At 71.8% G+C, this 24886-nt stretch carries 27 protein-coding genes; 15 read left to right on the plus strand and 12 right to left on the minus strand.

The features are described from left to right. Window positions 1–36 precede the first annotated feature (36 nt). The 6 genes from EIM48_RS06825 (at window position 37) to EIM48_RS06845 (ending at window position 3736) form a co-directional block, all read left to right on the plus strand. On the plus strand, window positions 37–1293 hold the full coding sequence (locus EIM48_RS06825) for an MFS transporter (RefSeq protein WP_233581651.1): 1257 nt from the start codon (window positions 37–39) through the stop codon (window positions 1291–1293). Beyond that, window positions 1290–1421, plus strand: a complete 132-nt coding sequence (locus tag EIM48_RS15675; protein ID WP_255416929.1) for a hypothetical protein — start codon at window positions 1290–1292, stop codon at window positions 1419–1421. Before EIM48_RS06825 ends, EIM48_RS15675 begins: the two co-directional genes overlap by 4 nt. 26 nt (window positions 1422–1447) lie before the next feature. Continuing rightward, complete coding sequence (locus EIM48_RS06830) at window positions 1448–1957, plus strand: GNAT family N-acetyltransferase (RefSeq protein WP_158675198.1); 510 nt, start codon at window positions 1448–1450, stop codon at window positions 1955–1957. Continuing rightward, the gene (locus EIM48_RS06835; protein WP_125111346.1) at window positions 1954–2706 is read left to right on the plus strand and encodes an SDR family oxidoreductase; all 753 of its coding nucleotides are present in this window, start codon (window positions 1954–1956) and stop codon (window positions 2704–2706) included. The genes EIM48_RS06830 and EIM48_RS06835 overlap by 4 nt, the downstream gene beginning before the upstream one ends. Window positions 2707–2804: 98 nt before the next feature. Continuing rightward, the gene (locus EIM48_RS06840) at window positions 2805–3185 is read left to right on the plus strand and encodes a tautomerase family protein (protein ID WP_125111347.1); all 381 of its coding nucleotides are present in this window, start codon (window positions 2805–2807) and stop codon (window positions 3183–3185) included. Window positions 3186–3238: 53 nt separating this feature from the next. Beyond that, window positions 3239–3736 (plus strand): arsinothricin resistance N-acetyltransferase ArsN1 family B, encoded by a 498-nt coding sequence (locus EIM48_RS06845; protein WP_028914742.1) that lies wholly within the window; start codon window positions 3239–3241, stop codon window positions 3734–3736. Here the strand turns inward: EIM48_RS06845 and EIM48_RS06850 are convergent. The 6 genes from EIM48_RS06850 to gpmA all read right to left on the minus strand — a co-directional run bounded on the left by EIM48_RS06850 (window position 3678) and on the right by gpmA (window position 9739). Continuing rightward, window positions 3678–4052, minus strand: coding sequence for a DUF3325 domain-containing protein (locus tag EIM48_RS06850; RefSeq protein ID WP_125111348.1), 375 nt, complete (start codon window positions 4050–4052; stop codon window positions 3678–3680). The genes EIM48_RS06845 and EIM48_RS06850 overlap by 59 nt on opposite strands. Next, window positions 4045–5733 (minus strand): PepSY-associated TM helix domain-containing protein, encoded by a 1689-nt coding sequence (locus tag EIM48_RS06855; protein WP_125111349.1) that lies wholly within the window; start codon window positions 5731–5733, stop codon window positions 4045–4047. Before EIM48_RS06855 ends, EIM48_RS06850 begins: the two co-directional genes overlap by 8 nt. A 12-nt stretch (window positions 5734–5745) precedes the next feature. Beyond that, the gene (locus EIM48_RS06860; protein ID WP_028914744.1) at window positions 5746–6057 is read right to left on the minus strand and encodes a hypothetical protein; all 312 of its coding nucleotides are present in this window, start codon (window positions 6055–6057) and stop codon (window positions 5746–5748) included. Window positions 6058–6082: 25 nt separating this feature from the next. After that, the gene (locus EIM48_RS06865) at window positions 6083–8185 is read right to left on the minus strand and encodes a TonB-dependent siderophore receptor (RefSeq protein ID WP_233581652.1); all 2103 of its coding nucleotides are present in this window, start codon (window positions 8183–8185) and stop codon (window positions 6083–6085) included. A 362-nt stretch (window positions 8186–8547) separates the two neighbouring features. Further along, window positions 8548–8934 carry a hypothetical protein gene (locus tag EIM48_RS06870; RefSeq protein ID WP_028914746.1) on the minus strand — a complete coding sequence of 129 codons (387 nt, stop codon included), beginning with the start codon at window positions 8932–8934 and terminating at the stop codon, window positions 8548–8550. 55 nt (window positions 8935–8989) lie between these two features. After that, window positions 8990–9739 carry a 2,3-diphosphoglycerate-dependent phosphoglycerate mutase gene (gene gpmA / locus EIM48_RS06875; protein WP_028914747.1) on the minus strand — a complete coding sequence of 250 codons (750 nt, stop codon included), beginning with the start codon at window positions 9737–9739 and terminating at the stop codon, window positions 8990–8992. A gap of 212 nt (window positions 9740–9951) precedes the next feature. Between gpmA and EIM48_RS06880 the strand changes: the two genes are divergently transcribed. Together EIM48_RS06880 and phaZ are read left to right on the plus strand one after the other, a co-directional pair. Next, window positions 9952–10815: a pirin family protein gene (locus tag EIM48_RS06880; RefSeq protein WP_125111350.1), complete on the plus strand. Its 864-nt coding sequence runs from the start codon at window positions 9952–9954 to the stop codon at window positions 10813–10815. 98 nt (window positions 10816–10913) lie between these two features. Then, window positions 10914–12161 carry a polyhydroxyalkanoate depolymerase gene (gene phaZ / locus EIM48_RS06885; protein ID WP_019398456.1) on the plus strand — a complete coding sequence of 416 codons (1248 nt, stop codon included), beginning with the start codon at window positions 10914–10916 and terminating at the stop codon, window positions 12159–12161. Between the two features lie 80 nt (window positions 12162–12241). On the opposite strand, the gene EIM48_RS06890 is transcribed toward phaZ, so the two are convergent. From EIM48_RS06890 to EIM48_RS06900, 3 genes are all read right to left on the minus strand, one after another. After that, a complete protein-coding gene (locus EIM48_RS06890; protein ID WP_125111351.1) occupies window positions 12242–12970 on the minus strand; it encodes a hypothetical protein in 729 nt (242 codons plus the stop codon). Between the two features lie 364 nt (window positions 12971–13334). After that, window positions 13335–14258, minus strand: coding sequence for a sensor domain-containing protein (locus EIM48_RS06895; protein ID WP_019398454.1), 924 nt, complete (start codon window positions 14256–14258; stop codon window positions 13335–13337). Between the two features lie 4 nt (window positions 14259–14262). After that, window positions 14263–14619, minus strand: a complete 357-nt coding sequence (locus EIM48_RS06900) for a PadR family transcriptional regulator (protein ID WP_019398453.1) — start codon at window positions 14617–14619, stop codon at window positions 14263–14265. A 150-nt stretch (window positions 14620–14769) separates the two neighbouring features. On the opposite strand from EIM48_RS06900, the gene EIM48_RS06905 reads away from it, so the two are divergent. After that, window positions 14770–15678, plus strand: coding sequence for a peptidylprolyl isomerase (locus EIM48_RS06905; RefSeq protein WP_125111352.1), 909 nt, complete (start codon window positions 14770–14772; stop codon window positions 15676–15678). A 3-nt stretch (window positions 15679–15681) separates the two neighbouring features. Here EIM48_RS06905 and EIM48_RS06910 read toward each other — a convergent pair whose 3' ends face one another. Further along, window positions 15682–16584 (minus strand): DMT family transporter, encoded by a 903-nt coding sequence (locus EIM48_RS06910; protein ID WP_125076217.1) that lies wholly within the window; start codon window positions 16582–16584, stop codon window positions 15682–15684. Between the two features lie 205 nt (window positions 16585–16789). Between EIM48_RS06910 and EIM48_RS06915 the strand changes: the two genes are divergently transcribed. Beyond that, window positions 16790–17755, plus strand: a complete 966-nt coding sequence (locus tag EIM48_RS06915; RefSeq protein ID WP_125111353.1) for a LysR substrate-binding domain-containing protein — start codon at window positions 16790–16792, stop codon at window positions 17753–17755. A 45-nt stretch (window positions 17756–17800) separates the two neighbouring features. Beyond that, window positions 17801–18094 carry a hypothetical protein gene (locus EIM48_RS06920; RefSeq protein WP_019398449.1) on the plus strand — a complete coding sequence of 98 codons (294 nt, stop codon included), beginning with the start codon at window positions 17801–17803 and terminating at the stop codon, window positions 18092–18094. Between the two features lie 12 nt (window positions 18095–18106). Here the strand turns inward: EIM48_RS06920 and EIM48_RS06925 are convergent, their stop codons facing one another. Further along, window positions 18107–18454, minus strand: coding sequence for a GFA family protein (locus EIM48_RS06925; protein WP_125111354.1), 348 nt, complete (start codon window positions 18452–18454; stop codon window positions 18107–18109). A gap of 111 nt (window positions 18455–18565) precedes the next feature. Here EIM48_RS06925 and EIM48_RS06930 point away from each other — a divergent pair, with 111 nt between their 5' ends. Continuing rightward, the gene (locus EIM48_RS06930; protein ID WP_199728398.1) at window positions 18566–20359 is read left to right on the plus strand and encodes a DUF885 domain-containing protein; all 1794 of its coding nucleotides are present in this window, start codon (window positions 18566–18568) and stop codon (window positions 20357–20359) included. 212 nt (window positions 20360–20571) lie between these two features. On the opposite strand, the gene EIM48_RS06935 is transcribed toward EIM48_RS06930, so the two are convergent. Beyond that, window positions 20572–22197: a serine hydrolase gene (locus EIM48_RS06935; RefSeq protein WP_125111356.1), complete on the minus strand. Its 1626-nt coding sequence runs from the start codon at window positions 22195–22197 to the stop codon at window positions 20572–20574. 141 nt (window positions 22198–22338) lie between these two features. Here EIM48_RS06935 and EIM48_RS06940 point away from each other — a divergent pair, with 141 nt between their 5' ends. From EIM48_RS06940 to EIM48_RS06950, 3 genes are read left to right on the plus strand one after another with little or no spacing between them, the layout of a single operon-like run. Beyond that, window positions 22339–23175, plus strand: a complete 837-nt coding sequence (locus tag EIM48_RS06940; RefSeq protein WP_125111372.1) for a DUF72 domain-containing protein — start codon at window positions 22339–22341, stop codon at window positions 23173–23175. Between the two features lie 57 nt (window positions 23176–23232). After that, on the plus strand, window positions 23233–23886 hold the full coding sequence (locus EIM48_RS06945) for a DUF2238 domain-containing protein (protein ID WP_125111357.1): 654 nt from the start codon (window positions 23233–23235) through the stop codon (window positions 23884–23886). 58 nt (window positions 23887–23944) lie between these two features. Continuing rightward, window positions 23945–24886 carry a DMT family transporter gene (locus EIM48_RS06950; RefSeq protein WP_028914754.1) on the plus strand — a complete coding sequence of 314 codons (942 nt, stop codon included), beginning with the start codon at window positions 23945–23947 and terminating at the stop codon, window positions 24884–24886.

Raw genomic sequence — 24886 nt, forward strand, 5'->3', positions numbered from 1 at the left:
TAATGGCGGCAACCGCAGCTTACACGGATCGCCGCCATGACTTCCCGCATCCCCGAGGATTCCATGACCGCATGCGAACCCGGGCCCGGCCGGGCCCGGGTGTGGATGGTGGTGGCGGCGGCCGGCGTGGTGATGGGCCTGGCCCTGGGCCTGCGCCACGTGCAGGGCCTGTTCCTGTTGCCGGTCACCGGGACCCGCGGCTGGTCGCGGGAACTGTTCGCCCTGGCCCTTGCAGTGCAGAACCTGGTCTGGGGCCTGGCCCAGCCGCTGGCGGGCATGGTCGCCGACCACCACGGCTCCGGGCGCGTCGTCGCCAGCGGCGTGGTGCTGTACGTGCTCGGGCTGTACGGCATGACCCGCGCCACCAGCGCCGCCGGGTTCGTGCTGGCGGCGGGCGTGGTCACCGGCCTGGCCCTGGCCGGGACCGCGTTCGGCGTGGTCTATGCCGCAGTCAGCCGCCAGGTGCCCGGCGAGCGCCGGGCCTGGGCGGTGGGCATGGCCGGCGCGTTGGGCGGACTGGGCCAGTTCCTGCTGGTGCCGGCGACGCAGGGGCTGATCGAAGGCCTGGGCTGGCAGGGCGCGCTGCTGGCCGGTGCCGCAGCGTTCGCCCTGGTGCGGCCGCTGGCGCGGGTGCTGCGCGAACCGCGCCCGGCCGCCGGTGCGCAGTCCGCTCCCCCGCAGGCGCTGGGCGAAGCCCTGCGCGAGGCCTGCGGCCATCGCGGCTTCTGGCTGCTCAACCTGGGCTTCCTCGCCTGCGGCTTCCAGCTGGCCTTCATCGCCAACTACCTGCCCGCCTACCTGGCCGACCGCGGCCTGGCGCCGGAGGCGGCGGTGGCCGCGCTGGCCACGATCGCGCTGGCGAACGTGGCCGGGATCTACGCCTGCGGCGTGCTCGGCGGCCGCTACCGGCCCAAGTACCTGCTCGCCGGGATCTACCTGGCGCGCAGTGTCGCCATCGCCCTGTTCGTGCTGCTGCCGCCGGGGCCGTGGACGCTCTACCCCTTCGCCGCGGTCATGGGCCTGATGTGGCTGGGCACGGTACCACTGACCAACGGCGTGCTGTCGGGGGTGTTCGGGCTGCGCTACCTCGGCACCCTGTTCGGCCTGGTGTTCATCGGCCACCAGCTGGGCTCGTTCCTGGGCGTGTGGATGGGCGGGCGCGTGTTCGAGGCGACCGGTTCCTACGTCCTGGTGTGGCTGCTGGCCATCGCCCTGGGCGTGCTCGCCGCCGCCCTGCACTGGCCAATCGACGACCGCCCGCTGCTCCGCTCCCCCGCGCCGGCCACCGCATGAGCCGCCTCCGGGCCGCCGCCGCGCTGCCGGCCGCCGCGGTGGCGTGCGTGCTGCTGTTCGCGGCCTGGCTGCACCCGCGCGTGGTCGCCGCCGGGCTGGGCGCCTGGACCACGGCGCTGTGCGGATGACCCCAACCCCGCTCCATGGAGTTCCGATGCGCATCCACTACGACAACGAACAGCATGCCGCCGACTTCATTCGCCTCAACGAAGCCTGGATCGGCGAGTACTTCCGGCTCGAGGAAGCCGACCGCGCGCTGGCACGCGACCCGATGCGGATCGTGCGCGAGGGCGGCTCGATCCTGACCCTCAGCAACCGCGGCGAGGTCATCGGTGCCTGCGCGCTGCTGCGCGAGGAGGACGGGGTGATGCAGCTGGCGCGCATGGCCGTGGCCGCCGGCGAACGCGGCAAGGGCTGGGGCCGGATCCTGCTGGCCACGGCGCTGCAGCGGGCGCGCCAGCTGGGCGCCAGGCGCGTGCGCCTGTTTTCGAACACGCGCCTGGGCGCCGCCATCCACCTCTACGAGGCCTTCGGCTTCCGCGCGGTGCACCGCGGCCCGCACCCCCGGTACGCCCGCTGCAACATCGTGATGGAATGCGAACTGCCGCCGGTCGAGGCCGGCGGCACGCCATCCACGGGTCCGGCCCCGGAGGTCGAGGCATGAACCGTTCCCAGCCGCGGCCGGTGGCGATCGTCACCGGCGGCAGCCGCGGCATCGGCCGCTGCATCGTCGAACGGCTGCATGCCGATGGCCATGCGGTGCTGTTCACCCATTCGTCCTCGGATGCGGAAGCGGTCGCGCTGCAGGCGGCGCTGGATCCGTCCGCGCGCAGCTGCCAGGCGCTGCGCCTGGACGTCACCGCCGCCGATGCCGCGCCCCGGCTGTTCGATGCCGCCGAGGCACTGGGACCGGTGGCCGCGCTGGTCAACAACGCCGGCGTGACCGGGCGGCTGGGCCCGATCGAGGCGCTGGACGACGCCGACCTGGAACGCATCCTCGCGGTGAACCTGGCCGCGCCGGTGCGCCTGTGCCGCGAGGCCGCGCGGCGCTGGCGCGGGCGCGACGCACGCTCGGACATCGTCAACATCAGCTCGGTGGCCGCGCGCACCGGCTCCCCCGGCGAATACGTGGCCTATGCGGCCTCCAAGGCCGCCCTGGAAGCGCTCACCGTGGGCCTGGCGCGCGAACTGGCACCGCAGCGCATCCACGTCAACGCGGTGGCACCGGGCACCATCGACACCACCATCCACGCACGCGCCGGCGAACCCGGGCGCGCCGCGCGGGTCGCCGCGCGCATCCCGATGCAGCGTCCCGGCCAGCCGGAGGAAGTCGCCGCGGCGGTGGCCTGGCTGCTGTCCGCGCAGGCGTCCTACGTGACCGGCAGCGTGCTTGCGGTCACCGGCGGCCTGTAGCGCCGGCCCGCCGTTCCGCAACGGAAATATGGCGCCCGGCGCACGTGGGCGCCGGGCGGACGTATGCTGCCCCGGCATCCCGCGCAAGGAGCACCGTCATGCCGCTGGTGACCGCCACCGTCCGCAAGCCCAAGAGCGCGGAATTCAAGACCCGCCTGCTCGATGCCGTGCACGCCGCCCTGGTCGCCTCCGGGGTTCCGGAAACCGACCGCTTCCAGCGCGTGCTGGAGCTGGAAGCGGCCGACTTCCGCTACGACCCCAGCTATCCGGACCTGTCCTCGCCGCGCGGCGAGGACTTCGTCCTGATAGAGATCCTGTGGTCGGTGGGCCGCAGCGTGAAAGTTAAGAAACGGTTGCTGGCCGACCTGATGGAACGGCTGGCCGCCCAGGGCCTGGATCCGGAGCACGTGATGGTGTGCTTCAAGGAAACCACCTGGGAGAACTGGTCCTTCGCCGGCGGCCGCCTGATCCACGCCTGACCGGCCGCGGGCCGCGGTAGCATCCGCAGGCCCACCCGCGCACCGGAGCCCGCATGCAGATCCGCAGTGCCACGCCCGAAGATGCCGCGGCCATCGCCGCGATCTACAACCCCTACGTCGCCGGCACCTGCATCACCTTCGAGACCGAGCCGGTAGCGACCGCGGAGATGGCCGCGCGCATCTCCGAAACCCTCGATGGCGGCCTGCCATGGCTGGTCGCGGAGGAAGCCGGCACGATCCTCGGCTACGCCCATGCATCGCGCTGGAAGGGGCGTTGCGCGTACCGCTACTCGGTCGAGACGACGGTCTACCTCGACCAGGCCCGCACCGGCCGCGGCATCGGCAAGGCGCTCTACTCGCCCCTGCTTGACGGGCTGCGCAAGGCCGGGCTGCATGCCGCGATCGGCGGCATCGCCCTGCCCAACGAGGCCAGCGTCGCCCTGCACGAACGGCTCGGGTTCCAGAACGTGGCCCGCTTCCGCGAGGTCGGCTTCAAGCAGGACCGCTGGATCGACGTCGGCTACTGGCAGCTGATGCTGCAGGGGTCCTGACCGCCACGCCGATCCACGGCGCCAGCCAGCGCAACCAGCGCGGACGCCAGGCCAGGGCGAACGCCACCGCCAGCGCCGCACCGGCCAGGGCCATCACCCAGACCAGTACCGCCATGCTGGCGTGGTCGGCGGCCAGGGCCAGCAGGAGGCCGACGACGAGCGCCGTGCCGCCAAGCACCCGCAGCAGGCGCGCAGCGCCCGGCGCCAGCGCCCTGCCCCAGGCCTGGCGCGCATGCACGTCCATTGCCAGCGCCAGCCAGCCCATGCCGGCCAGGCAAGCCAGCAGGGTCGCGGCATGCAGGAAGGCATCAGGCATGCACCGCCTCCCCCTGCCCCGCCTCGGCCTCGCGCAGCGCGGCTGCGGCCGCGGCAGCGCGGGCCTTGCGCCCAAGACGGACTGCGGCGGAAGCGGAAATCGCCGCGGCCGCCAGCAGCGACAGGTCCACGCCCGCCACCGGCCAGTAGCCCTGGCCGAGGGTGCGCAGCAGGTGGTCGCCGGTGGTGATCCAGTTCAGCACCGGTGCGGCCACGGCCAGCAGCGCGATCGCCCAGGCCTGCTCGCGCCAGGCCGGATTGGGCAGTCCGCGCGCCACCGGCGCGCTGCGCCAGGCGGCATGCACCAGCGACGCCAGCCAGGTGCCCCAGAACGCCCAGCGCTCCCAGTCGCCGCGCCCGGCCAGGTCTTCCGGCAACACGCGGTTGGCCACCAGGATGCCCAGGGTCGCCAGGACCATGCCGGTCACCGCGGCCACCGCCAGTGCGTCGACGATGCGCGCCCCCTGGCTGCCGCGCGCGGCATGCTGGCGCTTGCGCTTCTCCACGAAGAACAGGAAGCCGGTGGCGATGCATGCCGCCCCGCTGAGTCCGCCCAGCACGTACAGCCAGCGCAGCAGCCAGTGGCGGAAATGCTGCAGGTGCAGGCCGGTGAGGAACTCCGCCACCCGCGCCGCCGGCGTGGCCGGCGGATCCTCGCGCAGCAGCTCTCCGGTATCGGCCTTGAAGTGGATGCCCTGCCCGACCAGGGCGATGCGGTCGGTGCCAGCGCGGTACACGCTGACGTAGCCGTTGGCATCGCCCACGTGCTGCAGCACCAGGAAACCGACATCGCCGGCCATGCCCCGCGCCTCCCAGCGTCGCTGCGCCTCGGCCACCATCGCATCCACGTTGGCCAGCCCCGCAGGCACGCCGGAACGGCCGTGCGGCAGGCCCAGTGCGGCGGCCTCGTGCTTCTCGTGCAACTCGTGCAGGTCGTGCAGCTGGGTGTGGCCAACCGGGAAGTAGTAGGTCGAAGCGAAGATCAGCAGTCCGGTGAAGGCGAAGAAGAAGTGGAACGGAAGCGCGACCACGCCGGTGAGGTTGTGCAGGTCCAGCACGCTGCGCAGGCGGGCACGGTCGGGGCGGAAGGTGAAGAGCTCGCGGAACAGCCTGCGGTGCATGACCACGCCGCTGACCAGGGCCGCCAGCATCGCCATGGCGGCCAGGCCCACGATCCAGAAACCCAGGTTCTTCCAGTCCACGGTCAGGCTGTAGTGCATCGGGTAGAAGAACCCGCTGCCGATCTTCAGCTGGTCGTCCCGCAGCGCCGAGCCGTCACGCGGATCGATCGTGCCCAGCGCGTACAGCTGCTCGTCCGGGTCCCTGGCGCCAGGCACCTCCCAGCCGGCGTAGATCGCCAGCACCGGATCGCGATGCGTGGTGTAGGCGCTCCAGTAGGCGATGCGGTCGAAGCGTTCCGGCATCGGTCCGTCCACCCGCGGGCGCATCGCTTCGACCAGGGCCGGATCCGGCTGCAGGCGCTCGAACGCCGGCCGCAGCACCCGTTCGAACGAGGGCATCGGCTGCGGCTCGAAGCGCGTGGCCGGCAGCGCCCAGCGGTCGATCTCGCGGTCGAACACCGACAGGGCGCCGAAGAAGAACGCGGCCATCAGCACGAAGCCGAGGACCAGGCCGAACCAGGTATGCAGCCATGCCATGGCCTGGCGGAAGTTCTGGAACATGCGTGGTCTCCTTCAGGCCATCGTCGATTGCACGAACGAGCCCAGCGCCGCCAGCAGCGCACCGCCGCCGAGCAGCCCCAGCCAGGCCCAGGCCGGATTGCGGCGCCCGGCTACCACGCCCAGCAGCACCGCCAGCCACAGCAGCAGGCCCAGCGCGCTTGCGACGAACTCGGCGTCGTGGAATTCCATCCCGGCCTTGGACATCAACGCCATGCCGGCGGCGATGAAGCCCCAGGCGAAGACATAGCCGCCCACCACGCCGGCACCGACCCGCGCGGCAAGCTGCAGGCGTGGATGGCGGGAACGGATCGACGTGGCGGACATGGCTGCGTCTCCTGCGGGGCCGGCGTCAGAAACGCCAGTCCAGGCTCAGGGTGTAGTTGCGCGGGGCACCGTAGTAGCCGGCGCCGTAGCGCAGGGTATTGATGTACTTCTCGTCGCCGATGTTGCCGGCGTTGATGCGCACGGTCGCATTGGGCAGGAAGTCCCAGCCCGCGTACGCGTTGAGCACCGCATGGCTGTCCTGGCTCACCGTGCCGTTGAAGATGCGGCCCTGCCAGCGTCCACCGACACCCCAGGAAAAGGCTTCGTAACCGGGCACGCGGCCAGCCAGCAGCAGGTTGGCGCTGCGGCGTGGCACCCAGGGATAGGTGTCGTCGCCATCCAGCCCGTCCAGCTCGAGCGCGGTATAGCCCACCACCACGTCCAGGTGGTCGTTGATGCGGCCGGTGGCTTCCAGCTCCACGCCGCGCGATTCCACGTCCACGCCGGCGTAGATGTAGGAACCCAGGTCGTTGAAGCCCACCGGCGTGGCCAGGTTCTTCTGGTCGGCCCTGAACACGGCCATGGTGGCCAGCAGGCGGTCGTCCAGCCAGCTGGCCTTGACGCCGGCCTCGTAGTTCACGCCCTTGCTGGGGTCGAGGTAGCGGTCGTCCGCATCGACCTGGTCCTGCGGCTGGTACAGGTCCGAGTAGCTGACGTAGCCCAGCACCTTGTCGCTGAAGTCGAAGGTCAGGCCGGCATACGGGCTGGTGTGCCGCGTGGTCTGGTCGAACGGCGCCCCGTACAGGCTGCCGCTGCGGCGGTACTCGGCGAAGTTGGCGCCGAGGACGGCCTTGAAGCGGTCGGTCATGGCGATGCGGGTGGCGCCGAACACGCGCTTGAGGCGCTGGTCCAGCACCGAGTAAAGCGTGCGCTCGCCCCAGGCCGGCTCGGGGATGGCGTCGGTGGGATAAGGGAACGCAGGCAGCGCCCCCCAGCCCGGCGAGGCCGGATCGGCCGGGTACTCCCAGCCATCGGCATTGCTGCGCGACACGCTCGCGCCCAGCACCAGCTCGTGCTCGCGGCCCAGCCACTGGAAGCGGCCGTCCAGCACCAGCGAACCCAGGTGTGCGGTGGACGCGTCCGCCCCTCCCCAGGGATAGCCGTAAAGGCCCAGGCCGGTCTCCGGATCCAGCCCGTCCGCACCTTCGTAGGCATAGAACATGCGGTCGTCGCCGGTGGCGCGCCGGTAGTTGTAGGCGGCCTTCAGCTGCCAGGCGTCGCCGAGGCGGTGTGTGTACTCGACGAAGGCGGTGTGGTTGGTGGTGTTCCACCAGGTCCAGTCCTGGGTGGTGGTGGCGCTGGTCGGCCACTGCGCCTGGGTGCCGTCGTTGTTCGCAAACAGCAGCGCGCCCCACATGATCCCGTCGGACTTCGCGCGCTGGTACGACCAGCCCAGCGCCAGGGTGCCGTTCGCCCCGACCTGGCCATCGACCACGCCGTAGACGAAGTCGCGCTGGTTGCTGTTGGCGCGCAGCCAGGAATCGCCGTCCTCGTGCGCGGCCACCACGCGGCCGGCCCAGGTGGCGTCGGCGGTGAACGGCGTGGAATAGTCCAGCTCGACGCGGGTGGTGTCCCAGGTGCCGCGGCTGATGCCCACGTTGCCCTGCCGCGCGTTGGTCGGGCGCTTGCGCACGTAGTTGATGGTGCCGGCCGCGTTGCCCACCCCGGTCAGCAGGCCATTGGCGCCGCGGATCACTTCCACCTTCTCGTAGCCGGCGGCATCGAACGCGCCGGTGGCGATGCCCCAGCTGTTGGGCATGCCCACGCCGTCGATCTGGGTGTTGAGGATGTCGAAACCGCGCGAGCTGTAGCTGGTGCGGTTGGTCTCCCACTCGTCCACCTGCACGCCGGTGGCCAGGCGCAGGGCCTCGTTGACGCTGTCGGCCCCGAACAGGTGCATCTGCTCGGCGGTGACCACGCTGATCGACTGCGGGGTCTCCCTGATCTCCAGGTCGAGGTTGGTGGCGCCGGTACTGGCGCGGCTGGCGCGCTGCGCGACCACCAGGACCGCGTCCAGCTCGGTGGCGGCCGGCTCGCCGCTCTCCCCGGCCAGCACGGACGCGGCGGGCGCGGCCAGCGCGAGGGCCATCGCCACGCACGCGGCAAGGGTGCGGCGGCGGGCAGGCATCGGGACGGGAAACGACAGGGTGCAGCGAGGACTCACGTGACGGCTCCGGGAAGGACATGGAAGGCCGGTCGCCGGGCTCCGGCCCCACCCGCGCAAGCCAACCGCGATGGCGGTTTCAGGCGTTGGGGCGGCATGGACCAGTGGCATGGCGGTGGCGGCAGCGGTAACGCCCTGGCCGGCCGCTCATGCGTCCGGTGCCGGGGCTGTGCAGCCTGCTGCCTTGGAGTGCCTCGCCTTTCCCGGCGCTGCATCGGCGGCCGCGGGTCCCTGCGGCCGTCCTGGGTGGAGCTGCTGCGCGCATTAAATGCGAATCGCTCTCATTCCGCAAGCGCCACGACTCCGCACCGGCGGTAGGGCGCGAATCAGGGGTCGATGGCGATGCCCAGCCGGCGGCACACCGGCCCGGCCAGGAGCGCACCCAGCACGGCGCTGGGGAAGCCGTACAGCAGTACCGGCACATACGCCATGGACGCCCCGCCCCCGGCATCGGGCCGGATGCAGTCCACGTAACCGGCCCACAGCAGCCATGGCGCGAACAGCGCGCAGGCGCCCACCGCGCGCAGCGGATTGGCGGTGGCCAGCGAGACCAGCGCCGGCAGCAGCGGCGGCAGGACGAAGACGCCCAGGCCGATGGCGAACCGGCGCAGGTCCTGGCCATGGCAGCCGAACCCCAGCACGGCCTGGAGGGCGATCACCACCGTGATCGCGAGGATGCCGGCAAGCCGCGCGCGGGGTCGTCGGATACGCATGGGCCTGCTGCACGAAACGAAACACCCGGCCGGAGCCGGGTGTTTCGATGGTTGCCTACCTGGCCTTGCCCTGGGCGGCGACCGCCGCGGCGGCGCGGGCCGCCGCTTCCGGATCGCCCAGATAGCGGTGCGAGACCACCTTCAGCTCGTCGTCCAGCTCGAACAGCAGCGGGATGCCGGTGGGGATGTTGAGCTCGAGGATCTCTTCCTTCGAGACGTTGTTGAGGTACTTGTACAGCGCGCGCAGCGAGTTGCCGTGCGCGGCCACCAGCACCGTCTTCCCCGACTTCAGCGAGGGCGCGATGGCGTCGTGCCAGTACGGCAGCACCCGGTCCAGGGTGGTGGCCAGCGACTCGGTCGACGGCAGCGCGTTGCGGTCCAGCCCGGCGTAGCGCGGGTCGTTGGCCGGATGGCCGGCGTCGGACGGATCCATCGCCGGCGGCGGGATGTCGTAGGAGCGGCGCCAGATCTTGACCTGCTCCTCGCCGTGCTTGGCCGCGGTCTCGGCCTTGTCCAGGCCCTGCAGCGCGCCGTAGTGGCGCTCGTTGAGGCGCCAGCTCTTGTGCACCGGGATCCAGTCCTGGTCCAGCTCGCCCAGCGCGATGTTGAGGGTGCGGATGGCGCGCTTGAGCGTGGAGGTATAGGCCACGTCGAAGCGCAGGCCTTCCTCGCGCATCAGGCGGCCGCCGGCCGCGGCCTCGGCCCGGCCCTGCTCGGTGAGGTCGACGTCGACCCAGCCGGTGAAGCGGTTCTCGAGGTTCCACTGGCTCTGGCCGTGGCGCAGCAGGACTAGCTTGCGGGTCACTGTGTGGGGTCTCCGGTTCGGGGGCGAAAGCGAGGCCGATTGTAGCGGCAAGTTGTAGCGGCAAGTCGCCGCCGCAAGCCGCGCCGCATCCGTCCGTCCGGGCGCGTACGGCCACCCCGGCGGCGGCGCGGAAAGCACCGTCGCGGCCACGCGCGCGCAGCGGCGCGCCGGGCATGCAATGCTGCGCCCCGGTCCTTCCCCGGAGCGCCGCCATGACCACCCTCGTCGAACCCCGCGTCCACGATCTCGGCAACGGCTTCCTGGTACGCCGCGCGGTCCCCTCCCTGCAGGCGCGCAGCGTCGGTCCCTTCGTGTTCGTCGACCACATGGGCCCGGTGGTGTTCGACCGCGGCCACGGCCTGGACGTGCGCCCGCATCCGCACATCGGCCTGGCCACGGTGACCTTCCTCTGGGACGGCGCGATCCGCCACCGCGACACCCTCGGCTCGGACCAGGTGATCCGCCCGGGCGACGTCAACTGGATGACCGCCGGCCGCGGCATCGCCCATTCCGAACGCACCCCGGCCGAGGAGCGGGCGACCGGCAGCATGGCCCACGGCATGCAGACCTGGGTGGCCCTGCCGCAGGCGCACGAGGAAGCCGAGCCGGCGTTCTTCCACCACCCTGCGGCCACCCTGCCGCAGCAACGGCGCGAGGGCGCCTGGCTGCGGGTGCTGGCCGGGCGCGCCTACGGCGAGGAATCGCCGGTGCGGGTGTTCGCCGACACCCTCAGCGTGGCCATCGACCTGGAGCCGGACGCCGAAGTGGCGCTGGACACCGGCCATGCCGAGCGCGCGCTCTACATCCTCGAAGGCGAGGCCCAGCTCGACGGCCGCGACATCCCGGCCCGGCACCTGGTGCTACCCGACCGCGGCACGCGCCCGGTGCTGCGTGCGCGCACCCCGCTGAAGGCCATGCTGCTGGGCGGCGAGCCGCTGGACGGGCGCCGCCACCTGTGGTGGAACTTCGTCTCCAGTTCCAGGGAACGCATCGAGCAGGCCAAGCAGGACTGGCTTGAAGGCCGTTTCGGCCAGATCGACGGCGACCCCGAGTTCATCCCCCTTCCCGCCCGCTGAACGCACGTCTCACGCAGGCTGCGACGCCCACGTCGACCTGCGTCCTCTTCGGTTACGATGGTGCAATGCAACAGCCAGACCCGAAGCGTGGACCCTCCATGCTCTACCAGCTGCATGAACTCAACCGCGCCATGATGGCCCCCTGGGTCCATCTGGCCGAAGCCAATGCCCGCATCTTCTCCGACCCCAACAGCTGGGTGTCGTCGCTGCCGGGGGCCGAGCGCATCGCCGCCAGCAACGAGCTGGTGCACCGCCTGGGCAAGGACTACGAGAAGCCTGCCTGGAACATCCACGAGGTGGAGGTCCAGGGCCGGCAGGTCCCGGTGCTCGAGCAGGAGGCGCTGCGCAAGCCGTTCTGCCGGCTGGTGCGCTTCAAGCGCTACAGCGACGACGCGGCCACCATCGCGGCGATGAAGGACGACCCGGTGGTGCTGGTGGTGGCGCCGCTGTCCGGCCACCACGCCACCCTGCTGCGCGACACCGTCTCCACCCTGCTGCGCGACCACAAGGTCTACGTGACCGACTGGGTCGACGCGCGCATGGTGCCGGTGGAAGCCGGCGCGTTCTGCCTGGACGACTACGTGGCCTACGTGGAGGACTTCATCCGCCACATCGGCGCGCGCGACCTGCACGTGGTCAGCGTGTGCCAGCCGACGGTGCCGGTGCTGGCCGCGGTGTCGCTGATGGCCGCGCGCGGCGAGCCGATCCCGCGCTCGCTGGTGATGATGGGCGGCCCGATCGACGCCCGCCGCAGCCCGACCGCGGTCAACAACCTGGCCACGCGCAATCCGCTGTCCTGGTTCGAGAACAACGTCATCCACACGGTGCCGCCGCCGTACCCGGGCCAGGGCCGCGACGTGTACCCGGGCTTCCTGCAGCACGCCGGCTTCATCGCCATGAACCCCAGCCGCCACTTCATGTCGCACTGGGACTTCTACTCCAACCTGGTCAAGGGCGACCTGCAGGACGCCGAGGCCCACCGCCGCTTCTACGACGAGTACAACGCGGTGCTGGACATGCCCGCCGAGTACTACCTGGACACCATCCGCATCGTGTTCCAGGAGTTCCTGCTGCCGCGCGGGGAATGGGTGATCGGCGGCGAGCGCGTGGATCCGGCGGCGATCAAGGACACCGCGATGTTCACCATCGAGGGCGAGCTGGACGACATCTCCGGCCTCGGCCAGACCGAGGCAGCACACGACCTGTGCAGCGGCATTGCCAAGTCGCACCAGAAGCACCTGATCGTCGAAGGCGCCGGCCACTACGGCATCTTCAGCGGCCGCCGCTGGCGCGAGAAGGTCTATCCGCAGGTGCGCGAGTTCATCGCCAGATACGCACGCGACTGAGCCTTGCCCCATTGGCACAACGGAAAGGCCGCCCCATGGGCGGCCTTTCTTCCTGCAGGACCGGGATGCCGGCTGCGTGCTCACTGCGCGCTGATGTCCTCGGGCGCCAACCGGCGCACCACCTTGCCGGCCTCGTCCAGGAACTCGACCGCGGCGGCGCCGTCGGCGGCCACCCTCAGCACCAGCCGGACCCTGCCTTCGGCGTCCCTCAGGGACAGCAGGGAGGAGCGCTCGTGGTCCTTGCCCAGGAACACGCGCGCGACATTGGCCGGTCCGCCGGTGAGTTCGACTTGGCGTTTCTGCCTCTCGTCCGGCGGCAAAGCGTTCAGCTCCTCCAGGTTCTCCAACATTGGCTCGGACGATCCATCGGGCTGGTCCAGCACCGTGACTCCCGCCCAGCGGATGCCACCCCGTTCGTACTGACCGAACGTGGCCACCTGGTCCTGCTCGTACTGGTCGAAGGAAAAATGCCCTCCTGCACGGGGCTTTCCATCCGGACCGCGCGAGCCACCAAAGACCAGGCCACCGTTCTCGGTGCCCTCATCGTTGTAGAACAGCATGCCGGCGACCTCGCGCGGATGGCGGTGCTCCTTGCCGCGGAAGATCAGGCCCGGGAAACGCGTCCGGTTCGATACCACCAGGCGCAGCGTGCCGTCCGGCTCGCGCACGTTGATGCGCTGCACGTCGATCTCCTCGAAGCTGGCGCGCTTGCCCGGTGCGGCCGCGCCGGTCAGCAGGAAGGCGCATACGGCCACCGTCAGCGCGCCTGAATAGGCCAGCAGCCAGCGCATCGCGGTTCTCTGCTCCATGTCGTCCTCTCCACAGACGCCGCGGATCACGGCGGGGGCGACGTTACCGCACCGGGTTGCTCCCGGCAGGACCTTGGGGGCCAACCGCCGAAATTGCCGACCAGACTGCCGGATCGGGGCGCGAACGCGGCCCGGGTGCGCACATCCATCGCCGGATACGCGCGCGCCCGGGCCTTGCGCCACGGCTCCGGAAAACGGAAAGGCCGCCCCATGGGTGGCCGTTCCCCTTGCCCGGCGCGGAATGTCCAGGCCTGCGGCAGCCGCCCCCCTGCCTCGCCCCTGGCGCCGAGGCGTCGAGGGCCTCGACCCGCGGCACGGTTTCGGGAAGGACCGGCCGGCGCCATTGGCCGGCCGGGAGGCGGGCTCAGACCACCGGATTGCGCACCAGCAGGTGCTTGGCCAGCCAGCCGTGGCAGCGCCCGACCAGGCGCGCCAGGTGCAGGGTCGCGAACAGCAGCAGCAAGCCGATCGCGAACGCCAGCAGCGCGCCCGCCCAGCTGTCGGCCAGGGCGAAGTACAGGCCGTCCAGGTGGAAGCCGGGGCTATCCCACCAGCCGAACAGGGAGGCCAGCGGCGTCAGCAGCAGCCCCAGGCTCACCGCCAGCAGGGTCACGATGCAGCTGAAGTACGCCGTGCCCAGCGGCAGCATCGCCAGCATGTAGGCCATCGCCGTCCAGGTGCGGCCGTCGGTGAACAGCTCGCCGATGCGGGTCAGCCAGGGCTTGTCGCGCTGGATGTACAGCGGCCGCCGCGGCATGCGCACGCCCAGCAGCACCTCGACGATGCGCCCTTCCACCAGCGACAGCAGCCGCACCGACATCAGGAACAGCAGCAGCAACGGCACGCCGATGATCAGGATCAGCAGTCCGCCCGAGGTGGAGATGCCGGTGACGACCCAAGTGAAATAGAACACGCCGGTGGCCAGCGACAGCAGCATGTAGAACAGCGCGCCGTAGGTGTACGGGTCGGCGGCCACGCCGAAGAAGCGGCCGACCAGCGAGCGCTGCTTCGGCGGACGCGGCGGGCGCAGGGCGCGGTTCACGGTGACCTCGGTCTCGCGGTAGATCTCGGCCACTTCCTCCGGCGCGCCGTAGCTGCCGGCCACCGAGGCAATCACCTCGGCCTCGTCGCGGCCGGCCTGCTCGGCCAGCTCCGAGCGCAGGTATTCCTCCGCGTCGTACAGCGCGTCCTGGACCAGCGCCGGATCCGCGCCGCGAAGCGCCTCGCGCAGCTGCTCCAGGTATTCCGGGATGGTGGTCGGCAGCGGCCGACCCTGCTTGGCGTTCATGCGCTTACTCCTCCAGGACGGAATCGACGGAATCGCGGGTGGCGCGCCAGGCGGCGGCCCATTGCGCCAGGACCTCGCGGCCGGCGCCGGTGATGCGGTAGCAGCGCCGCGGCGGGCCGGCATCGGATGGCTCGACGTGGCTTTCCAGCAGGCCTGCGCCCTCCAGGTTGCGCAGCACCGGGTACAGCGCGCTCTGCTTGCCGCTGAGCACGCCGCCGCCCACCTGCTCCAGGCGCTTGGCGATGAGGTAGCCGTACAGGGGCTCGCTGGCCCGCGCCAGCACCGCAAGCAGGACCAGCGACACGGTGCCGGCGCTGAGCTCCTTCTGGAACTTCTTCAGCTGGGCCTCGATGTCGACCATGGATGGGCTCCTCGCCTGCCTCTGGCAGGCTCCGGAGCAAGGCTATTCTTAACTTCGGTATAGCGGATGTGCCGATAGTCACCCGGGGCCGTACTGGCCCTGGCGGCCGGGGTCGGGCCAGAATCCGGGCTCCATTCCCAGGTGCCGCCCATGACCCTGCGCCCCGTCCTGCTCGCCTGCGCCCTGTGCGCCGCCTTCGCCGCTCCTGCCCCCGCCCAGGCCCAGACCCGCGGCCTCCAGGAGATCCTCGCCGACGCGCCGGCCTCGGCCTGGCGCGACCTGGACCCGGAGCGCACCCTGTACATGGACCTCGAAGCCGGCCGCGTGGTCATCGAGCTGGCGCCTGCGTTCGCCCCGGCGCACGCGCGCAACATCGCCACCCTGGCGCGCGGCCATTTCTGGGACGGCACCAGCATCTACCGGGTGCAGGACAACTTCGTCGCCCAGTTCGGTGATGTCGATGGCGAGGACCCGGAGAAGGCGAAGGATCTCGGCCGGGCCGCACGCAAGCTGCCGGCGGAATTCGAGCGCGAGGCGGCGGGACTGGATTTCCACCGCCTGCCCGATGCCGATGGCTGGGCGCCGGAAGTCGGCTTCGTCGACGGCTTCCCCGCCGGCCGCGACCCGCACGAAGGCAAGGCCTGGCTGGCCCACTGCTACGGCATGGTCGGCGCCGGCCGCAACGCCGAGCCGGACAGCAGCATCGGCGCCGAGCTGTACGCGGTGATCGGCCAGTCGCCGCGCCAGCTGGACCGCAACATCACCCTGGTCGGTCGCGTGGTGAAGGGCATCGAGCTGCTCAGCTCGCTGCCGCGCGGACCCGAACCGATGGGCTTCTACGAAGACCCGGCCCAGCGCACGCCGATCCTCTCGGTGCGGCTGGCCAGCGAGGTGCCGGCCGGCGAACGCCTGCGCCTGCAGGCCCTGCGCACCGACAGCGCCGCCTTCGCCGAGCTGGTGGAAGCGCGCCGCAACCGCCGCGACGACTTCTACAAGCGCCCGGCCGGGCACATCGACCTGTGCAACGTGATGCTGCCGGTGCGCGTGGCCGCCAACTGAGGCTCAGCGCGCGCGCTGGCTGATCGCCACGCTGCCCAGGATCAGGGCGCCGGCCAGCAGCATGGCCAGGGTCACCGGCTCGCCCAGGAACACCCAGGCGAACAGCGCGCCGAACAGCGGCACCAGGTAGGTCACGGTGGACGTGCGCGCGGCGCCGATGCGGTGGATCAGGCCGTAGAAATAGATGAAGGCCAGCCCGGTGCACAGCACGCCCAGGCCGATGGCCGAGCCCCAGGCCTGCGCCGAGACCGCACCGGCCGGCCAGTGGGTGGCCGCCAGCGGCAGCAGCAGCAGCGCCGAGCAGCCCAGGGTCACCGCCGCCGAGGCCGCCGGCGGCAGCCCGGCCATGTAGCGCTTCACCAGGTTCAGGCCGACGCCGTACAGCAGCGCCGCGGTGGCGCCGGCGAACACCGCCGGGCCGATGCTCAGACCGGACACCTTGGCCGTGGCCAGCACCACCACGCCGATGAAGCCGGTCAGCAGCGCCACGGCGCGGCGTGCGCCGATCTTCTCGCCGAACACCAGGTACGCCACCAGTGCGGCGAACAGCACGACCATGGCGTTGCAGATCGCGCCGATCGCCGCCGGCGCGCGCTGCGCCGCCCAGGCGAACAGCAGGAACGGCAGCGCCGAGTTCACCACGCCGATGGCCGCCAGCTTCGGCCAGATGCGCAACGGGAACTGCGCCCGCGCCAGCCACAGGAACGGCAGCAGCACCATCGCCCCCAGCGCCAGGCGCAGCTCCACCAGGGCGTAGGGCCCGAACTCCGGCGCGGCCACCCGCATGAACAGGAACGAGCCGCCCCATACCGCGCCCAGCGCAAGCAGTTCCAGCGGGGTGCGCCAGTCGCGGGCGCCGGCCACGGGCGCGGCGCCGGCTTCCAGGCATTGCTTGGTGCCATCCATCGGTATCTCCTCGGGTAACCGGAGCGGCCACGTCGCGCACGCGGCGCGGCGGCCAGGGGGAAGGAATCGTGCGCCGGTGGCTGCCTTGCCGCTCGCCGTTTCCGGACATCGCATCACCGGCGCGATGGCCACAGCTTCGGCGTCGCCGGGCGCGCCGACAAGCGCGTAGTATCGGGGCGAGCCACAAATCTGGTTCGTGCCTCGCATGGTCATCCGTCCTGCCCTGCTGCCCGCGCTGGCGGTGTTCGCCGCCGCCGCGCGCCACCAGAACTTCGCCCACGCCGCCGAGGAACTGCACCTGACCGCCAGCGCGGTCAGCCACCACGTGCGCAAGCTGGAATCGCTGCTGGGCACGACCCTGTTCCAGCGCCACGCCCGCGGCGTCACCCTCACCCCCGAGGGCCGGCAGCTGGCCGACGCCGCCGCCGCGGCACTGGCCGACGTCTCGGCGGTGGCCGGCAACCTGCGGCCGGATGCAGGCACCCGGGTGCTGCGGATCAGCACCCTGCATTCGCTGGTGCACTGCTGGCTGCTGCCACGGTTGCCGCAGTTCTGCGCCGCGCACCCGGAAGTCAGGCTGGAGATCGACACCAGCCCGGCGCTGGCGCGCTTCGACGAGGGCGGCCCCGACCTGGCGGTGCGCTATGGCCCCGGGCACTGGCCCGGGCTGGTGGCGCACCACCTGATGGACGATGCGATGTTCCCGGTGGCTTCACCGCGCCTGCCGGGCGTGGCCGGCATCACCGATCCGCGCCAAATCGCATCGCTGCCGCTGATTTCGGACCTGACCCAGCAGGGCTGGCGCGAATGGTTCCGCGCCGCCGGCGTGCGCGGCGTGCGGCTGCCGCCGATGCACAGCTTCAGCGACAGCACGGACGCCATGCGCGCGGCCGCCGAAGGCATTGGCGCGACCCTGGCCCGCCGCCACCTGGCGCTGGGCTGGCTGGAGCGCGGCGACGTGGTGCGGCTGCCCGGACCGACGATGCAGGCGCGGTTCGCGTACTACGCGGTGTATCCGGCGCACCGCCCGCTGGCGCCGGCGGCCTCGAAGTTCGTCGACTGGATCAAGCAGCAGGCCAAGGAGGCGCCATGGGCCGACGCGCCGGAACGGCGGCCGCCCGGCGCGCGCCGGCGCAAGGCCCGGGAGGAGGCCTTCCTCACCCGGCCTTGAAACCGGCGTGGCTAGGCTGCGCGGCATCCATCGGGAGAGTCCGCCATGCCCCAGCTACGCCTCCGCATCATCGGCAACCAGGACGACCTGCGCGCGGTCGCCGACCTGCTGCAAAGCATCGAGGGCGTCGAGCACGTCGAGGAAGTGGCCGACCTGATGCCCCGCCTGGACGACGAGGATTCCAGCTCGGCCGGCCTGTCCGACGACATCGGCCCCGGCGCGCACGACCTGGAGATCGAGGCGCCCAACGATTACACCGCCCGGCGCGTGCGCCAGGCGGTGGAGGAGCTGGCGGTGCGCCTGGGCCTGGTGGTGGAGTTCGAGGCGGAAGAGGAATAGGCCGCCGCCGCGCTACACGCTGGCGCCGTCGAAGCGCACCACCTTCAGCGCGTCCAGGTCCACCTCCGGCAGGCAGCGCACGTTGATCGCCACGGTCGCGGTGCCGTCCGGGGCGGTGCCCTCGCCGAACGGCGCGATGCCGCAGGTCGGGCAGAAGTGGTGCTGGATGTGCTTGCGGTTGAACAGGTAGGTGCCCAGCCGCTCGCGCGGGGTGGCCAGCTCGAACGCGCTGGCCGGCACGAACCACAGCAGGCCGCCGCGCCGCCGGCACATCGAGCAGTTGCAGTCGACCACCTGGTCGATCTGTCCTTCGACGGTGGACGCGATGCCGCCGCAATGGCAGCTTCCCTGGTACTTCATGGTGTCCTCCCCGTGCGTGGTGGCGCGGCCCAGCCAATGGCAGGGGCATGGGCGGCGCCTTGCCCCTATCCTGCGCCATCCCTCGACACCGGTATAGCCATGCGCCCGAACCTGCGCCCCTGCCTGCTGGCCCTCGCCCTGCTCGCGCCGCTGGCGGCCTGCCAGAAGCCCGAAGCCCCGGAAGCCGCGTCCACCGCCACCGCGCCCAGCCCGGCCGACGCCGCCTTCGCCGACCTGTCCGCGCGCGCGCTCGAGGCCTGGATGCGCTTGTCGCCGGTGGCCGCCACCCAGGCCGGCGACCACCGCCATGACGCCGAGCTGGACGACCTCTCCGCCGAGGGCCGCCGCCAGGCGCTGGAGACCAGCCGCGCCCTGCTGGCCGAACTGGATGCGCTGGACGTGGCCGCGCTGTCCCGCGACAACCAGGTCGACGCCGCGATCCTGCGCAACCGCCTGGAGTACGACATCTGGAGCGCGGAAGTGCTGCAGCCCTGGGCCTGGGACCCGCAGGTCTACGGCGACCTCGCCGGCAGCGCGATCTACGGACTGATGGCGCGCGAGTTCGCGCCGCTGCCCGAACGCCTCAGGTCGGCCACCGCGCGCATGCGCCTGATCCCCGACCTGCTGGCGCAGGCGCGCGCCAACCTCGATCCGGCGCGGGTGCCGAAGATCCACGCCGAGACCGTGGCCCGGCAGAACTCCGGCCTGCTGGGCCTGGTGGACCTGCTCGTGGTCCCGGCGCTGGACCAGCTGGACGCGGCCGACCGCCGGGCCGCCGAGGAGGCGATCGCCGGCCTGCGCGCGGCCGTGGTCGAGCACCAGGCATGGCTGGACCGGACCCTGGTCCCGAACGCGCGCGGCGACTTCCGCATCGGCGCGGAGCTGTACGACCGCAAGCTGCAGTTCGCCCTGCTGTCCTCGCTGTCGCGCGCGCAGATCCGCCAGCGCGCCGAGGCCGAGCTGGAGCGCGTGCGCGCGGAGATGTACGGCATCGCCCGCACGGTGCTGGCCGACCGCCCGGGTGTCCCCGAACTGCCGGACTCCCCGACCCCGGAACAGCAGCAGGCGGCGATCGAGGCCGCACTGGAGCTGGCCTACGCCGAGCGCCCGGCGCGCGACCGCGTGGTCCCCGACGCCGAGGCGGCACTGGCGCAGGCCACGGCGTTCGTGCGGGAGAAGGACCTGGTGACCCTGCCCGACGCGCCGGTGGAAATCATCGAGATGCCCGAATTCCAGCGCGGCGTGGCGGTGGCCTATTGCGACTCGCCCGGCCCGCTGGACCGCAACCTCAAGACCTTCTACGCGGTCTCGCCGATCCCGGAGGAATGGACCCAGGAACAGGTGGACTCGTTCCTGCGCGAATACAACTCGCGCATGATCCACCTGCTGAGCATCCACGAGGGCACGCCCGGCCACTACCTGGAGGGCTGGCACTCGGCGCGGCATCCCTCCACCCTGCGCGCGGTGCTGCGCTCCGGTCCGTTCGCCGAGGGCTGGGCAGTGTACACCGAGAAGGTGATGGCCGACGCCGGCTACCTTGGCAACGACCCGCTGTTCCGCCTGGTGCAGCTGAAGTTCTACCTGCGCACCATCGCCAACGCGATCCTCGACCAGGGCGTGCACGTGGACGGCTGGAGCCGCGAGCAGGCCATGGACCTGATGGTCCGGAAGACCTTCCAGCAGGAGCGCGAGGCCGCCGGCAAGTGGGTGCGCGCGCAGCTGACCTCGGCGCAGCTGCCGACCTACTTCGTCGGCGCGCAGGAGCACTTCGACATGCGTGCCGCGGCGGAGGCGGAGCTGGGCGAGCGTTTCGACGCGAAGACCTACCACGACCAGGTCCTGTCCCACGGTGCCCCGCCGGTGCGCTTCGTGCGGCAGCTGCTGCTGGGCGAACCGGTGAGGTGACCGGTTCGTGATTCGTGATTCGTGATTCGTGATTCGTGATTCGTGATTCGTGATTGGTGATCCGCGGGAGCCGCCGTCGTCCCGGCATTGGCCGGAGCGACGGGACGCATGCGCAGCCCGGATACGCGCAGCGCGTCCGGGCTGACGCGGCTGCCATGCCAGCCGAAGCCATGGCCGAATGTGCCTGGAGCCGGCACTGCCCTGGCGGGGGCTTACTCCACCGGCTTCAGCACCAGGTCCTGGAAGTCAAAGCTGAAGTCGGTCAGGTCCGAGGCCGCCTCCATCCGCGCCTCGCGCACCTTGCCGTCCGGATCCAGGTGGAAGGTGACGAAGGCATCGCCGTTGAGCGTGCGCTCGCGCCACTTCACCAGGAAGGTGTCGTGCTGCCAGTGCTGCAGCTCGCCCACCAGCAGCGGGCTGCGGGTGAAGCGCATCAGCAGGCGCCCGTTCTCCTGCTTCACCTCGACGTCGCCGTACCAGGCATCGCGGTAGGTCGCGGCGTAGCCGGACAGCGGCAGCGAGGGCTTGGAGCGCTTGTCGCGCGCGGCCACGCGCTTGGCCCAGGCGTCGTCGGCGCGGGCCTTCGACTTTTCCGCCGCCGCGGCATAGGCCGCCACCCAGTCGACCCGTTCGGCCGGCTGCAGGAAGGCGTCGAGCACGTGCAGGGTGACGGCGTTGAACGCGCCGCCGGATTCCTGGTTGGTCAGCACCACCACGCCCAGGTTGCGCCCCGGCACCAGGGTCACCCGCGAGACCATGCCGGGCCAGCCGCCGGTGTGCCACACCAGCTTCTCGCCGCGGTAGGTCGAGAGCATCCAGCCCTCGCCGTAGCCGAGGAAGTCCGGCCTGGACGCGGCCAGTTCCGGCACCGCCGGCTCGGGGATGTTGATCGGCGTGTGCAGCGTCCACATCGACTTGTGCCGGCGCTCGGAGAACAGCCGCTGCTCCCGGCCCTCGGCATCGGTGTAGCGGCCGCCGGCCAGCTGCGCGTTCATCCAGCGCGCCATGTCGTGCACGCTGGAGTAGATGCCACCGGCGCCGGCGGCGTTGTGCCAGGTGAGCGGGAAGGTCGGGCGCAGGGTGGTGAAGTCGGCCTTGGCATGGCCGCTGGCGGCGCGGTCGCCGGGACGCAGGGCGTCGGCGTTGAAGCGCGTCCCGGCCATCCCCAGCGGGTCGAAGAAGCGCTGCTGCAGGAACTGCGCGTAGGACTGGCCGGAGACCCGTTCGATCAGCAGGGTGGCCGCGGCGTACAGGATGTTGTCGTAGGCATAGCGCTCGCGGAAGCTGCTTGCCAGCGGCACGTCCTTCAGGCGCGCCACCACTTCCTCGGTGCTGTAGTCGCTGCCCGGCCAGAACAGCAGGTCGCCGGCGCCCAGGCCCAGGCCGCTGCGGTGGGTCAGCAGGTCGCGCACGCGCATCTGCGCGGTGACGTAGGGATCGGCCATGCGGAACTCCGGCAGGTGCTCGACCACCCGGTCTTCCAGCGACAGCTTGCCCTCGTCGGCCAGCATCGCCAGCGAGGCGGCGGTGAAGGCCTTGGTGTTGGAGGCGATGGCGAACAGGGTGTGGGCATCCACCGGATCGGGCTTGCCCAGCTCGCGCACGCCCCAGCCGCCCTCGAACACCACCTGGCCATCCTTGACCACCGCCACGGCGATACCCGGCACCTCGAAGCGCTCGCGCGCCGCTTCCACCCAGGCGCCAAGCTGGGCCGGATCCAGCGCGGCCTGCGCCGGAGCGGTGGTGGCGGCCGGCTCCTGCGCCACGGCCGGTGCCAACGGCACCAGGCCCAGCGCGAGCAGGCAGGACAGGCACAGGGACGAAGGGCGCAGGGCCATGGGCAGCTCCGGTATGGGTGTGCGCCGATTCTAGGCGCAGCCGCCGTGCGCGCCCGAGTGTCGGAAGTCGGGGCGTGGCCGATGCAGGACCCGCGCGCCGGGTCGGCTACGATCGACATCCGCTCCTCCCCGGCCACCGCCATGTCCGACCTGTTCGATCCCGCCCCCGCCGCTTCCGGCCAGCCGCGCATCCGCGTCGGCATCGGCGGCTGGACCTATGCGCCGTGGCGCGGCGGCGTGTTCTACCCGGAGAAGCTGGTGCAGCGGCGCGAGCTGGAATACGCCAGCCGCCACGTCACCGCGATCGAGATCAACGGCACCTACTACGGCGCGCAGAAACCGGAGACCTACGCCCGCTGGCGCGACGAGACCCCGCCAGGCTTCGTGTTCACCGCCAAGGCGCCGAAGCGGATCATGGCCAGCCGCCGCCTGGCCGGCACCGGCGCGCAGGTGCAGGACTTCGCCGGCGGCATCGCCACCCTGGGCGACCGCCTCGGCGCCATCCTGTGGCAGTTCGACCGGGGCCAGAGCCCGTCGCTGGAGGCGCTGGCCGACTTCGTCGCCCTGCTGCCGCCGGAGGTGGGCGGCCTGCGCCTGCGCCACGCGCTGGAACTGCGCGACCCCGCGGCCTTCACCCCGGAGCTGCTGGCCCTGCTGCGCCGGCACAACATCGCCCTGGTCGCGGCCGCCTCCGACGAGCACCCGTCCTTCGCCGACATCACCGCCGACTTCGTCTACGCGCGGGTGATGCAGGCGCGCGCCGGGCTGGCGCAGGGCTATGCGGACGCGGAGCTGGACGCCTGGGCCGCACGGGCCCGCGCCTGGCATGCCGGCGAGGATCCGGCGGACCTGGCGCACGTCGGTCCGCCGCTGCCACCCGCGAAGCCGCGCGAGGTGTTCGTGTTCTTCATCGCCGCGGCCAAGGAGCGCAACCCGGCCGCGGCCATGGCCTTGCTGCAGCGCCTGTCCGCGGCCTGAGCCCGCCCGTCGCCGGCCCCTGCCCGGCCGCGGCGGTCCGTGCGAGGATGCGCGCCCATGAGCGCGCCCGCATCCGTACGCCGTCCCGTTCCCACCCGCCATGCCCTGGCACTGCTCGCCGCCTACGCGGCGATCTGGACCGCCCTGGCCATCAATCCCAGCTACCGCGAGGACTGGGCCCTGGAGAACGTGCTGGTGGTGGCCGCGGTGGCGCTGCTGCCGGTGCTGTGGCGGCGCATGCCGCTGGCCTGGCCCAGCTGCATCGGCCTGTTCGTGTTCGGCGTGCTGCACGCCATCGGCGCGCACTACACCTATGCCGAGGTGCCGTACGACGCGTTCTTCCTCGACCACTTCGGCTTCTCGGTCGATGCCCTGTTCGGCTTCCAGCGCAATACCTACGACCGCCTGGTGCACTTCGGCTACGGCCTGCTGCTGGCCCCGGCCTGCGTCGAGCTGCTGGACCGGGTGGCGCCGCCGCGCGGGGCATGGCGCTACGTGCTGCCGGTGAGCTTCGTGATGTCCCACGCGCTGTTGTTCGAGATCTTCGAGTGGCTGGCCGCCAGCATGTTCGGCGGCGACCTGGGCCAGGCCTACCTGGGCACCCAGGGCGACGAGTGGGACGCGCAGAAGGACATGCTGCTGGCCACCCTGGGCGCGGCCTTGTCGGTCACGGCGCTGGGCCTGGCCGGCTGGCTGTCGCCGCGGCGCTGAGCCCATGGACGCGCGCCGGCGGCCCCGCCGCGGGCCCCGCCGCGGGCGATAATGCGCCATGCCGATGAACCCCCACACCCGCGCCCTGCTGCAGGTCCACTTCTGCGTCCTGCTGTGGGGCTTCACCGCCATCCTCGGCAAGCTGATCGCGCTGCCCGCGCTGCCCCTGGTGTGGTGGCGCATGCTGCTGGTGGTCGCCGCCCTGGCCCTGCTGCCGCGCGTATGGCGCGGGCTGCGCGCAATGCCGCCGCGGCTGGTGGCCGGCTACGCCGGCGTCGGCGTGCTGGTGGCCCTGCACTGGCTGACCTTCTACGGCGCGATCAAGCTGGCCAATGCCTCGGTGGCGGCCACCTGCATCGCCCTGGCGCCGGTGTTCACCGCGGTGATCGAGCCCTGGGTGGCGCGGCGCCCGTTCCGCCCGCGCGAGCTGGTGCTGGGCGTGGCGGTGCTGCCGGGCGTGGCCCTGGTGGTCGGTGGCGTGCCGGACGGCATGCGCGCCGGCGTGGCGGTGGGCGCGCTCTCGGCGCTGCTGGTGGCGGTGTTCGGCTCGCTCAACAAGCGCCTGGTCGAGCATGCCGATCCGCTGACCGTCACCGCGCTGGAACTGGGCGCCGGCACCCTGGTGCTGGGCGCGCTGGCGCCGCTGATGCCGCTGCTGGCGCCGGAGTTCGCCGGCCGGCTGCTGGCCCTGCCGGGCCTGCACGACGGCATCCTGTTGCTGGTCCTGGCACTGGCCTGCACCCTGCTGCCGTTCGCGCTGGCGCTGGTGGCGCTGCGCCGGCTCAGCGCCTACGCGGTGCAGCTGGTGACCAACCTCGAGCCGGTGTACGCGATCGTGCTGGCGGCGCTGCTGCTGGGCGAGCAGCGCGAGCTGAGCCTGCAGTTCTACCTGGGCGTGGCCATCGTCCTGGCCGCGGTGTTCCTGGACCCGCTGCTGTCGCGCCGGCGCCCGGCGGCGAGCGCGCCGGCGGCGGACGCCGCGCGCCAGCTGGTGGACTGA

This window comes from Pseudoxanthomonas sp. SGNA-20 (genome assembly GCF_003931635.1).
In the GTDB taxonomy this organism is placed as follows: domain Bacteria; phylum Pseudomonadota; class Gammaproteobacteria; order Xanthomonadales; family Xanthomonadaceae; genus Pseudoxanthomonas.

Bases quoted from the DNA above. Each gene is read 5' to 3' on its own strand.
- EIM48_RS06825 (WP_233581651.1), top strand. From the start codon at position 37: ATGACTTCCCGCATCCCCGAGGATTCCATGACCGCATGCGAACCCGGG.
- EIM48_RS15675 (WP_255416929.1), top strand. From the start codon at position 1,290: ATGAGCCGCCTCCGGGCCGCCGCCGCGCTGCCGGCCGCCGCGGTGGCG.
- EIM48_RS06830 (WP_158675198.1), top strand. From the start codon at position 1,448: ATGCGCATCCACTACGACAACGAACAGCATGCCGCCGACTTCATTCGC.
- EIM48_RS06835 (WP_125111346.1), top strand. From the start codon at position 1,954: ATGAACCGTTCCCAGCCGCGGCCGGTGGCGATCGTCACCGGCGGCAGC.
- EIM48_RS06840 (WP_125111347.1), top strand. From the start codon at position 2,805: ATGCCGCTGGTGACCGCCACCGTCCGCAAGCCCAAGAGCGCGGAATTC.
- EIM48_RS06845 (WP_028914742.1), top strand. From the start codon at position 3,239: ATGCAGATCCGCAGTGCCACGCCCGAAGATGCCGCGGCCATCGCCGCG.
- EIM48_RS06850 (WP_125111348.1), bottom strand. From the start codon at position 4,052: ATGCCTGATGCCTTCCTGCATGCCGCGACCCTGCTGGCTTGCCTGGCC.
- EIM48_RS06855 (WP_125111349.1), bottom strand. From the start codon at position 5,733: ATGTTCCAGAACTTCCGCCAGGCCATGGCATGGCTGCATACCTGGTTC.
- EIM48_RS06860 (WP_028914744.1), bottom strand. From the start codon at position 6,057: ATGTCCGCCACGTCGATCCGTTCCCGCCATCCACGCCTGCAGCTTGCC.
- EIM48_RS06865 (WP_233581652.1), bottom strand. From the start codon at position 8,185: ATGCCTGCCCGCCGCCGCACCCTTGCCGCGTGCGTGGCGATGGCCCTC.
- EIM48_RS06870 (WP_028914746.1), bottom strand. From the start codon at position 8,934: ATGCGTATCCGACGACCCCGCGCGCGGCTTGCCGGCATCCTCGCGATC.
- EIM48_RS06880 (WP_125111350.1), top strand. From the start codon at position 9,952: ATGACCACCCTCGTCGAACCCCGCGTCCACGATCTCGGCAACGGCTTC.
- phaZ (WP_019398456.1), top strand. From the start codon at position 10,914: ATGCTCTACCAGCTGCATGAACTCAACCGCGCCATGATGGCCCCCTGG.
- EIM48_RS06890 (WP_125111351.1), bottom strand. From the start codon at position 12,970: ATGGAGCAGAGAACCGCGATGCGCTGGCTGCTGGCCTATTCAGGCGCG.
- EIM48_RS06895 (WP_019398454.1), bottom strand. From the start codon at position 14,258: ATGAACGCCAAGCAGGGTCGGCCGCTGCCGACCACCATCCCGGAATAC.
- EIM48_RS06900 (WP_019398453.1), bottom strand. From the start codon at position 14,619: ATGGTCGACATCGAGGCCCAGCTGAAGAAGTTCCAGAAGGAGCTCAGC.
- EIM48_RS06905 (WP_125111352.1), top strand. From the start codon at position 14,770: ATGACCCTGCGCCCCGTCCTGCTCGCCTGCGCCCTGTGCGCCGCCTTC.
- EIM48_RS06910 (WP_125076217.1), bottom strand. From the start codon at position 16,584: ATGGATGGCACCAAGCAATGCCTGGAAGCCGGCGCCGCGCCCGTGGCC.
- EIM48_RS06915 (WP_125111353.1), top strand. From the start codon at position 16,790: ATGGTCATCCGTCCTGCCCTGCTGCCCGCGCTGGCGGTGTTCGCCGCC.
- EIM48_RS06920 (WP_019398449.1), top strand. From the start codon at position 17,801: ATGCCCCAGCTACGCCTCCGCATCATCGGCAACCAGGACGACCTGCGC.
- EIM48_RS06925 (WP_125111354.1), bottom strand. From the start codon at position 18,454: ATGAAGTACCAGGGAAGCTGCCATTGCGGCGGCATCGCGTCCACCGTC.
- EIM48_RS06935 (WP_125111356.1), bottom strand. From the start codon at position 22,197: ATGGCCCTGCGCCCTTCGTCCCTGTGCCTGTCCTGCCTGCTCGCGCTG.
- EIM48_RS06940 (WP_125111372.1), top strand. From the start codon at position 22,339: ATGTCCGACCTGTTCGATCCCGCCCCCGCCGCTTCCGGCCAGCCGCGC.
- EIM48_RS06945 (WP_125111357.1), top strand. From the start codon at position 23,233: ATGAGCGCGCCCGCATCCGTACGCCGTCCCGTTCCCACCCGCCATGCC.
- EIM48_RS06950 (WP_028914754.1), top strand. From the start codon at position 23,945: ATGCCGATGAACCCCCACACCCGCGCCCTGCTGCAGGTCCACTTCTGC.